The sequence below is a fragment of the Allobosea sp. 01N443 genome, assembly GCF_056399325.1.
The window spans coordinates 1-8711 of the sequence record NZ_JBFTRC010000224.1 but is presented as its reverse complement, the minus strand read 5'-3'; the positions used below and the strand labels follow the sequence as shown (position 1 = coordinate 8711).

11 protein-coding genes are annotated in these 8711 nt (G+C 65.3%); 5 read left to right on the top strand and 6 right to left on the bottom strand.

Going from position 1 to position 8711, the window contains the following annotated elements; all coding sequences use genetic code 11:
* Positions 1-634, bottom strand: a 634-nt coding sequence (gene dmeF / locus AC1DRP_RS32160) for a CDF family Co(II)/Ni(II) efflux transporter DmeF (protein WP_476770614.1), incomplete at its 3' end; no start/stop codon positions are given.
* 19 nt (positions 635-653) lie between these two features.
* Positions 654-920, bottom strand: coding sequence for a metal-sensing transcriptional repressor (locus AC1DRP_RS32155; protein ID WP_476770613.1), 267 nt, complete (start codon positions 918-920; stop codon positions 654-656).
* Between the two features lie 212 nt (positions 921-1132).
* Here AC1DRP_RS32155 and AC1DRP_RS32150 point away from each other — a divergent pair, with 212 nt between their 5' ends.
* Positions 1133-2305 carry an isovaleryl-CoA dehydrogenase gene (locus tag AC1DRP_RS32150; RefSeq protein ID WP_476770612.1) on the top strand — a complete coding sequence of 391 codons (1173 nt, stop codon included), beginning with the start codon at positions 1133-1135 and terminating at the stop codon, positions 2303-2305.
* A 4-nt stretch (positions 2306-2309) separates the two neighbouring features.
* The gene (locus tag AC1DRP_RS32145) at positions 2310-2828 is read left to right on the top strand and encodes a gamma-glutamylcyclotransferase family protein (RefSeq protein WP_476770611.1); all 519 of its coding nucleotides are present in this window, start codon (positions 2310-2312) and stop codon (positions 2826-2828) included.
* A gap of 204 nt (positions 2829-3032) precedes the next feature.
* On the opposite strand, the gene AC1DRP_RS32140 is transcribed toward AC1DRP_RS32145, so the two are convergent.
* From AC1DRP_RS32140 to AC1DRP_RS32130, 3 genes are all read right to left on the bottom strand, one after another.
* Entirely contained in the window at positions 3033-4829 is a 1797-nt protein-coding gene (locus tag AC1DRP_RS32140) for an ABC transporter ATP-binding protein (protein WP_441493264.1), read from the bottom strand.
* Between the two features lie 384 nt (positions 4830-5213).
* Positions 5214-5387, bottom strand: coding sequence for a hypothetical protein (locus tag AC1DRP_RS32135; protein ID WP_441493265.1), 174 nt, complete (start codon positions 5385-5387; stop codon positions 5214-5216).
* 9 nt (positions 5388-5396) lie between these two features.
* The gene (locus AC1DRP_RS32130; RefSeq protein WP_441493266.1) at positions 5397-5819 is read right to left on the bottom strand and encodes a rhodanese-like domain-containing protein; all 423 of its coding nucleotides are present in this window, start codon (positions 5817-5819) and stop codon (positions 5397-5399) included.
* A 110-nt stretch (positions 5820-5929) separates the two neighbouring features.
* Here AC1DRP_RS32130 and AC1DRP_RS32125 point away from each other — a divergent pair, with 110 nt between their 5' ends.
* From AC1DRP_RS32125 to AC1DRP_RS32115, 3 genes are all read left to right on the top strand, one after another.
* Complete coding sequence (locus tag AC1DRP_RS32125) at positions 5930-6619, top strand: DUF599 domain-containing protein (protein ID WP_476770610.1); 690 nt, start codon at positions 5930-5932, stop codon at positions 6617-6619.
* A gap of 100 nt (positions 6620-6719) precedes the next feature.
* Positions 6720-7418: an alpha/beta hydrolase gene (locus AC1DRP_RS32120; protein WP_441493268.1), complete on the top strand. Its 699-nt coding sequence runs from the start codon at positions 6720-6722 to the stop codon at positions 7416-7418.
* A 129-nt stretch (positions 7419-7547) separates the two neighbouring features.
* Positions 7548-7814 (top strand): DUF3253 domain-containing protein, encoded by a 267-nt coding sequence (locus AC1DRP_RS32115; protein ID WP_441508480.1) that lies wholly within the window; start codon positions 7548-7550, stop codon positions 7812-7814.
* An 18-nt stretch (positions 7815-7832) separates the two neighbouring features.
* Here AC1DRP_RS32115 and AC1DRP_RS32110 read toward each other — a convergent pair whose 3' ends face one another.
* Entirely contained in the window at positions 7833-8621 is a 789-nt protein-coding gene (locus AC1DRP_RS32110; protein ID WP_441508481.1) for a YdcF family protein, read from the bottom strand.
* Positions 8622-8711: the final 90 nt, after the last annotated feature.

Below are 8711 nucleotides of genomic sequence, written 5' to 3'. Positions count from 1 at the left end.
GCGCGACGATGGCAAGCACGGAGGTGAAGGCATCCGCCAGCACATGCAGATAGGCCGCCTGGAGATTATGATCCCGCCCACTCCCGGCGTGGTGGTCATGATGGTGATTGTGGTCCGCGCCACCATGCGCATGATGGTGATGGTCATGGTGATGCGCAGGGCCATGGTCATGTCCGTGTTCGCCCTTCAGCAACCAGGCGCTGGCGAGATTGACCGCAAGGCCCAGAACCGCGACGGCAATCGCCTGCCCGAAGACGATCGGCACCGGCTGGACAAGCCGCATCACCGATTCCCAACCGATGAACAGGGCGACCAGCGCCAGGACGAGCGCGCTCGCGAAGGCTGCGAGGTCGCCGAGCTTGCCGGTGCCGAAGCTGAAGCGTGGGTCGCGGGCGTGGCGCCGCGCGAAGCGATAGGCGAGAGCCGCGATCAGCAGCGCCGCCGCATGGGTCGACATGTGCCAGCCATCGGCGACGAGCGCCATCGAGCCGAACAGCGTGCCGGCGGCGATCTCGCCGACCATCATCGTCATGGTCAGCGCAATGACGATCCAGGTGCGCCGCTCGTTCTCCTGGTGGTCTGCGCCGAGGAAGACATGGTCGTGACGCGGCGCCAGGCTGGCCAGTTCGGACATCGCTGGAACTCCCGTTGGATCAAAGATACTTGGTCAGCGCCTTCAGGCTCTCGATCGAGCGCCGCGTCTCGGGCGTCTGCGTGCCTGTCGTCTCGAACAGGTGATGGTCGATATGGTCGAAGATCAGCAGCATCTTGACCTTCTCCAGCGCCTTTTCGACCGCCTGGAGCTGCTGCACCACCTCTGGCACCTCGCGCCCTCCCGCGAGCATCTTCACGACGGTGTCGAGATGGCCCTGCGCCCGGTGCAGCCGCTTGACGATATCGGGATCATGTGCGTGGCTCATGCTCACATCCTATCCAGGGGATAGGATGTGTAAACCGAGTGTCGGCGCTCCCGCCCCCTCTCGGTCGCCGGCTGCAAGTGGCATGGCAGATCACCCGCCGGTGTGGCCACGCCCATCCGGGAGATCGCGCTGGAACAGCCTGACAGGGCCACAAAGCGCGCTATAACGCTGCAAAGCCGTGCCCGATGCGCGGCGTCTTCCGGGAGGCCACCATGCTCGCCAACGCCCCGCGCCCGTTCAATTTCGATCTCGGCGAGACCGCCGACGCGATCCGCGACACCGTCCACGCCTTCGCGCAGGAGAAGATCGCGCCGCGCGCCGAGGAGATCGACCGCTCAAACCAGTTTCCGCGTGACCTCTGGCCCGAGATGGGGGCCCTCGGCCTGCATGGCATCACGGTCGGAGAAGAGGATGGGGGCGCAGGCCTCGGCTATCTCGAGCATGTCGTGGCGATCGAGGAGGTCAGCCGGGCCTCCGCCTCGGTCGGCCTGAGCTACGGGGCCCATTCGAATCTGTGCGTCAACCAGATCGCCCGCAACGGCAATGCTGCGCAGAAGGCGAAGTACCTGCCAAAGCTGATCTCGGGCGAGCATGTCGGATCGCTCGCGRTGTCCGAGCCCGGCGCCGGCTCGGACGTGGTCTCGATGAAGACACGGGCCGAGAAGAAGGGCGACCGCTACGTCATCACCGGCAACAAGATGTGGATCACCAACGGCCCGATCGCCGAGACGCTGGTGGTCTACGCCAAGACCGACCCCGCCGCCRGCGCGAAGGGCATCACCGCCTTCCTGATCGAGAAGGGCATGAAGGGCTTTTCGACCGCCCAGAAGCTCGACAAGCTCGGCATGCGCGGTTCGGACACCTGCGAGCTCGTCTTCGAGGAGTGCGAGGTCCCGGAGGAAAACGTGCTCGGCCAGGTCGGGCGCGGCGTTAACGTGCTGATGTCGGGGCTCGACTATGAGCGCGTCGTGCTCTCGGCCGGGCCCCTCGGCATCATGCAGGCGGCCATGGACGTGGTCATGCCCTATATCCACGAGCGCAAGCAGTTCGGCCAGTCGATCGGCGAATTCCAGCTCGTCCAGGGCAAGGTCGCCGACATGTATGTGATGATGAATGCCTGCAGGGCCTATGTGTATGCCGTCGCCAAGGCCTGCGACCGCGGCGAGACCACGCGAGAGGATGCCGCCGGCGCCATCCTGATCGCGGCCGAGAAGGCGACGCAGATCGCGCTCGACGCCATCCAGCTTCTGGGCGGCAACGGCTATATCAACGATTATCCGACCGGCCGCCTGCTCCGCGATGCAAAGCTCTACGAGATCGGGGCCGGCACCAGCGAGATCCGCCGTATGCTGATCGGCCGCGAGCTGTTCCAGAAGACGAAATAGGCCAGTGCCCCTCTATTTCGCCTATGGTCTGAATATGGACATCGCCGGGATGGCCAAGCGCTGTCCCGGTTCGAAGCCACTCGGTCTCGCGCGCCTGCCGCRCCATCGTTTCATCGTGACGAGCGATGGCTATGCCTCGGCTGTTCGCGATCCGCGCGAAACCGTCCATGGCGTGCTCTGGGACTGCTCGCTCGGCGACATCCGCGCACTCGACAAGTTCGAGGACATCGCCAGCGGTCTCTATGTGAAGATCAGCCAGCCGGTCATCGTCGAGGGCGGCGCCAAGCGGGCCCTGGTCTATGTCGGCCGCAGCGGCACGCTCGGAAAGCCGCGCCCCGGCTATATGGAAACCGTCATCGCGAGCGCCAAACACTGGGCGTTGCCAGAGACTTACGTCACAGGCCTGAATCGGTTTCTGACCAAACCGAATCTCGACATGAAGTCGTTGAATCCAGATGTGAGCGCGGAGCTTCCGCCCGGCCCCGTCGCGGGTGTCCGGCCGCGGGCCCTGGCTCCGAAATAGGTCGCCCGGAACCTCCACGTCTTGTCCCCCCGGAGACGAAGACGCGTATGGCCGGGACAAGCCCGACCATACGCAAAGGGCGCTCCGCAGGTAGTCTGGCGGCTCAATGCATCGGCCCGAAAAGTGGATTGCGGTTTTCGGGAAAGCCGATGCAATGACAGATGGTTAGATCATCGGACCGGATACGATATCCGGTCCGATGATCTATGCCGCCAGCCCCTTCGCCAGTTCGCTGACCTGCTTCTCGAACAGCGCGCGATAGGCGCCGTTCTCGCGGGTCAGCAGCGCCTCGTGGCTGCCTTCTTCGACCACCCTGCCGCGATCGAAGACCAGGATGCGGTCCATCGCCCGCACCGTCGAAAGCCGGTGCGCAATGACGATGGTAGTGCGCCCCTGCATCAGGCGCTCCATCGCCTCCTGGATCAGCGCCTCCGATTCCGAATCGAGGCTCGAGGTCGCCTCGTCCAGGATCAGGATCGGCGCATCGGCCAGGAAGGCACGCGCGAGCGCAACACGCTGGCGCTCGCCACCCGAGAGCTTGACGCCACGCTCGCCGACCAGCGTCGCGTAGCCCTTGGGCAGGCGCATGATGAAGTCATGCGCGTTGGCGAGCTTCGCCGCCTGGACAATCCGGGCCATCGAGGCGCCCGGCTTGGCATAGGCGATGTTCTCCGCCAGCGAGCGGTGGAACAGCACCGGCTCCTGTTGCACGATGGCGATCTGCGCCCGCAGGGAGGTCTGCGTCACATCAGCGATGTCGCGCCCGTCGATGGCGATGCGCCCCCCGGAGACGTCGTAGAGACGCTGAACCAGCTTGACGAAGGTCGTCTTGCCGGAGCCGGAGCGCCCGACCAGACCGACCTTCTCGCCGGCCCGGATCGTCAGCGAGAAATCGCGATAGAGCGGCTCGACATGGCCTCCGTAATGGAAGGTCACCTGCTCGAAGGCGATCTCGCCCGCCGGCACCACCATGTCGGTCGCTCCCTTGCGATCGGGCACCCCATAGGGATGGGCATGCATGGCGACGAGTTCCTCCATGTCGTTCACCGAACGCTGGAGGTTGTGCACGTGCTGGCCGACATCGCGCAGATAGCCGTGAACGACCGCGTACGAGGTCAGCACGAAGGCGACGTCGCCCGGCGTGGCCTGGCCGTTGGCCCAGAGCCAGATGACCAGGCCGATGACCGCGGCGCGAAGCGCCAGCAGGACGATCTGCTGGGCCGTGCCCGAGGTCGTGCCGCGCACCCATGTCCGGCGGGTCCTGAGCGCCCATTTTGCCAGGACACCCGCCAAGCGACCGTCCTCGCGCAGCTCGGCGCCATAGGCCTTGACCACCGGATTGCAGGAGATCGCATCAGCCAATGCACCGCCGACACGCGTGTCCCAGCTATTGGCGAGCCGCGCAGCGGGCGCGACATAGCTGAGCGACAGCGCGATCGTGACACCGACATAGATCACCGAGCCAAGGAAGACGACGAGGCCCATCGCCGGCCAATGCCATGCCAACAGTGCCGTCGTGCCCACCAGCACGACCAGCGACGGCAACAGCGCGATCAGGACCGTGTCGGTCAGCAGGTCGAGGGCCCACATCCCGCGGGTGATCTTGCGCACCGTCGAACCGGCAAAGTTGTTGGCGTGCCAATCGGTCGAGAAGCGTTGCAGGCGTGCGAACGCCTCCTGCGCCGTCTCGCTCATGGTGCGCAACGTCATRCCGGTGATGCCGATGAAACCGAGATGCCGGAACAGCACGCTGACCGCTCCGAGTGCGAGCATCGCGCCCAGCGCCCATAGCGCCGCATCGAGTGCGCTGGCGCCCTCGCCCGCCACCGCATCGACGAGGCGRCCGGCATAAAGCGGCATGAACAGGTCCGCGGCAGTCGCCGCCATCATGGCCCCGGCCACGCCGAGAACCGGCCCTGGTCGGCGCGCCCAGTGCCGGAATGTGAAGCCGAGAACGGCCCGGAACGGCTCCTGCCGCCCGGTTGAGGATTGAAGAGACATAGAAATCATTCGGCGCCGCGCGGGAGCCGACTCCAAATCAGGTGGAGCCGATGCGAATGCGATCGTCTCCGGATGAAACGTAGAGATGAAAAACCCTGGCTGGGGACCGCCTCAGGCGGGCCGCGGCAATGTCCGACCTAGTGGCGGGACATTCGTGGGGGAGTGGCGACGATGATCATGAATTGCATTCAGCCCTCCCCTTTCGCGTGTTGAAGCCAAGATAAACAACATGCCGCATCGGCAGCGAACGCGCAAGCCGCTTCATTTGCAACCGGGGCATGTGTGACCTCGGGGGCACAGGCAATCTTCGGGCAACCCTGGAAAGCGGACCGCAGCGATGACGCCCTGCATGGGCAAGTCCCGTTATCGGACCTGCCGGATTTCCTACCAGAACAGGGCAACCAGCCTGACGGCGATTACCAGYAGGAAGGCGACGATGATCGTGCCGAGCACCTGTTGTCGCTTGGCGCGATCGGGAAACTGGCGAGCCAGCAGGCGTCCGAGCGGCTTGCGGAAGATGACGCCTGCGACGAGCAGAACGATCAGGATATGGGACAAGATGCAGACCTAGCCCTTGTCGCCGGCGTTCCTCGGCTCCGGCGCATCGAGGGGCGCACCAGCCTTCTTCCACGCGCCGAACCCGCCGGCGATATGCGCCACCGGCTTCAACCCCATCTCCTGCGCGGCCTGCGCAGCAAGCGCCGAACGCCAGCCGCCTGCGCAGAAGAAGACGAAGCGCTTGTCCTGCTGGAACACCGGCTTGGCATAGGGGCTTTCGGGATCGATCCAGAATTCGAGCATGCCGCGCGGGCAGTGGAAGGCACCAGGCATGCGCCCCTCCCGCTCCAGTTCACGCGGATCACGCAGATCGACGAAGACGACGTCGTCACGGCCGACCAGCGCGTTCGCCTGCTCGACGGAGAGCGTCTCGACCTTGGCCTCGGCTTCCGCCAGCAACGCCTTGTAGCCTTTGGTGATCACTTGCGGCATTGCCGGCCTCCATCTCGTCGGCGGCACCGTGGCCGCTCGTGCACATCGCGTCAATCGCGGGCTTGCAGCGCGGCCATGCCGACAGCACTCTGGCCCAAGGGAGGCGATTCATGGCCGGCTTCACGACGATCGATATGATCGCCTTCATCTTCTTCGTCGCCTCGTGGCTTGGCTATGGCCTGGCCGTGGAAAAGGGCCCACATGGGGAGYGAAGCCTCAACGCGCGGATGAATCTCCGTCGCGCGCGCTGGATCCAGGAATCGGTCCGGCGCGAAAACCGCATCATCGATACCCAGGTGATGAACGGACTGCAGAACGGCACCGCCTTCTTCGCCTCGACCTCGCTGATCGCGATCGGCGGCTCGCTCGCCCTGCTTCAGTCGACCGACCGCGTCGTCGCGATCTTCGCCGATCTGCCCTTCACCGCGCCGACCTCGCGCGCGGCCTGGGAGATCAAGGTGATCGGGCTTGCGGTGATCTTCGCCCATGCGTTCTTCAAGTTCGCCTGGAGCTACCGGCTCTTCAACTACTGCGCGATCCTTCTCGGCGCGATCCCGCCAAGGGAGCGGGTCGACGAGGAGGAGACGAAGGAGGCCGTCCGCGAGACCATCGCAATGAACATCGCCGCCGGGCGGCATTTCAACCGCGGCCAACGCGCCTTCTTCTTTGCACTCGCCTATCTCGGCTGGTTCATCGATCCTTGGCTGTTCCTCGCTGCAACGGCCGCAGTGCTGACAGTGATGTGGCGCCGGCAGTTCGCGTCGGAATCCGCACGAATCTTCACAAGCCCCGGTCACTGATTCGGGCTGTCCGGCCGCAACGATTGCTCTGGACACCGGCTGAACCTCCGTGAGACCGTCCGCCCCGGGGGGGAGCCGATCCGCGGATCAGGAGGCCAGCATGAGCAAGCAGCCAGCAATCGTCCTGGTGCATGGTTTCTGGGGCAATGCCTCACACTGGAACAGGGTGATCCTCGAACTCTCCCGGATGGGCTACACATCGCTCCACGCCGTCGAAATGCCGCTGACCTCGCTGGCCGATGACGCCGAGCGCACCCGCAAGATGGTGACGCAGCAGAAGGGCCCCGTGCTGTTGGTCGGGCACTCCTATGGCGGCGCAGTGATCACGGAAGCCGGAGATCTGCCCAATGTGGTGGGTCTCGTCTATATCGCGGCTTTTGCCCCAGATGCTGGCGAGAGCCCGGGCGGAATCACCCAGGAACACCCGCCAGAGGCGGCCGCAAACCTCTCTCCCGACAGCGACGGCTATCTCTGGGTCCTGCCCGACAAATTTCATGAGAGCTTCTGCCCCGACCTGACGCCCGAAGAGGGCTTCGTGATGGGTGTGACGCAGAAGGCCCCGCTTGCCAGCACCTTCGGCAACACCATCACCGCGCCGGCCTGGAAGAAGAAGCCATCCTGGTACCAGATCTCCGGTGAGGACCGGATGATCGCGCCCGCGAACCAGGAGCGCATGTCGGCCCGCCTCAACGCGCGAAAGGTCATCACGCTCGCTGCCAGCCACGCTTCGCTCGCCTCCAAGCCGGCCGAAGTCGCCGCTCTGATCGACGAAGCAGCCAAAGCGACCGCACCGGCTTGAGCCCTTCGTCTCCGCGCACTGCCGCGATGGCGACCGCAGTGCTTTTCACCTCACGCGGCAGGGCAAGCCGATCCCTCCGCCCTGGCCTCGCCGCTTGACGAATCCTGCAGCCCTGCCTCTCTGGGAGGCATGACCGATCACGTTGACGCCCTCGAAGCCGCCATACTCGACCTGCTCACGGAGGCAGGACTGGGTCGTACGATCAGCGCGATGGATGCCGCGCGCCGCGTCGGCGGCGACCATCCCGATGGCTGGGGGCCGCTGATGCAGCCGATCCGCCGCATCGCCGTGCGGATGATGAAGGAAGGTCGCCTCGTCATTACCCGAAAGGGTCGCCCGGTCGATCCGGACGATTTCCGCGGCGTCTACCGCCTGTCCTTGCCAAGCAGCGAATAGGCCCTGCTCCCCGCAACGTCAGGGAGCGGGGAACAGCGCATCCGTGTAGCCGGCGGCGTAATAGGCAACGAGACCAGCCCATTCCTTGAAGGCGAGCTCTGCGATGTCGAGGCCGCGCGACGCCTCGCGGTAGGGCCTGAAGAAATCGGCCGGCTCATTGCTCGAGAGATAGTCGACCGGGAATGCCTCGACCGCGAATCCGGCCTTTCGGAAGACGCCCATCGCGCGCGGCATGTGCCAGGCCGAGGTCAGGAGCAACCAGCGCTCGCCCGGCTTCGGCATCACGAGGTCGCGGGTAAAGATCGCGTTCTCGCGGGTATTGCGCGACTTGTCCTCAAGCACCACCCGCTCGGGCGGCAGGCCCAGCGCCTCGAAAAGCAGCCTGGCGCCATCGGCCTCGGTCCTGACCACGGGCGAGAGCAGATTGGCGCCGCCGCCGGTGAAGGCGATTTTCGCCTGCGGATGCAGCCGGGCGAGCTCGACCGCCTTGGTCATGCGGGCACCGGCGTGGTTCAGCACGATGTCGCCGCGCGCGACGCCGATTGCACCGCCCAGCACGATGACGCCGGTAACCGGCCCCCTGGCGGCCTCCTGCTGCGGAAAGCGGTTTTCCAGCGGCCGCACGATGATCCGCGGCAGCGGGCTGAAGGACAGCACCAGGATGCCGAGCATGGCAAATCCGCCGAGCCAGCGCGCCGGGCGCGCGAAGCGGGTGAAGGCCAGCAGCGCCGCCAAGGCCGCCAGCAGGATCAGCAAATTCACCGGCGAGAACAGGAACCAGATGATCTTGGACAGGACGAAAAACATCGGCGGACTCCGGAACGCACCGGCTGTCTAAGCATCGGCCCGAAAACCGGATTGCGGTCTTCGGGACAGCCGATGCAAACACAGAAGGCT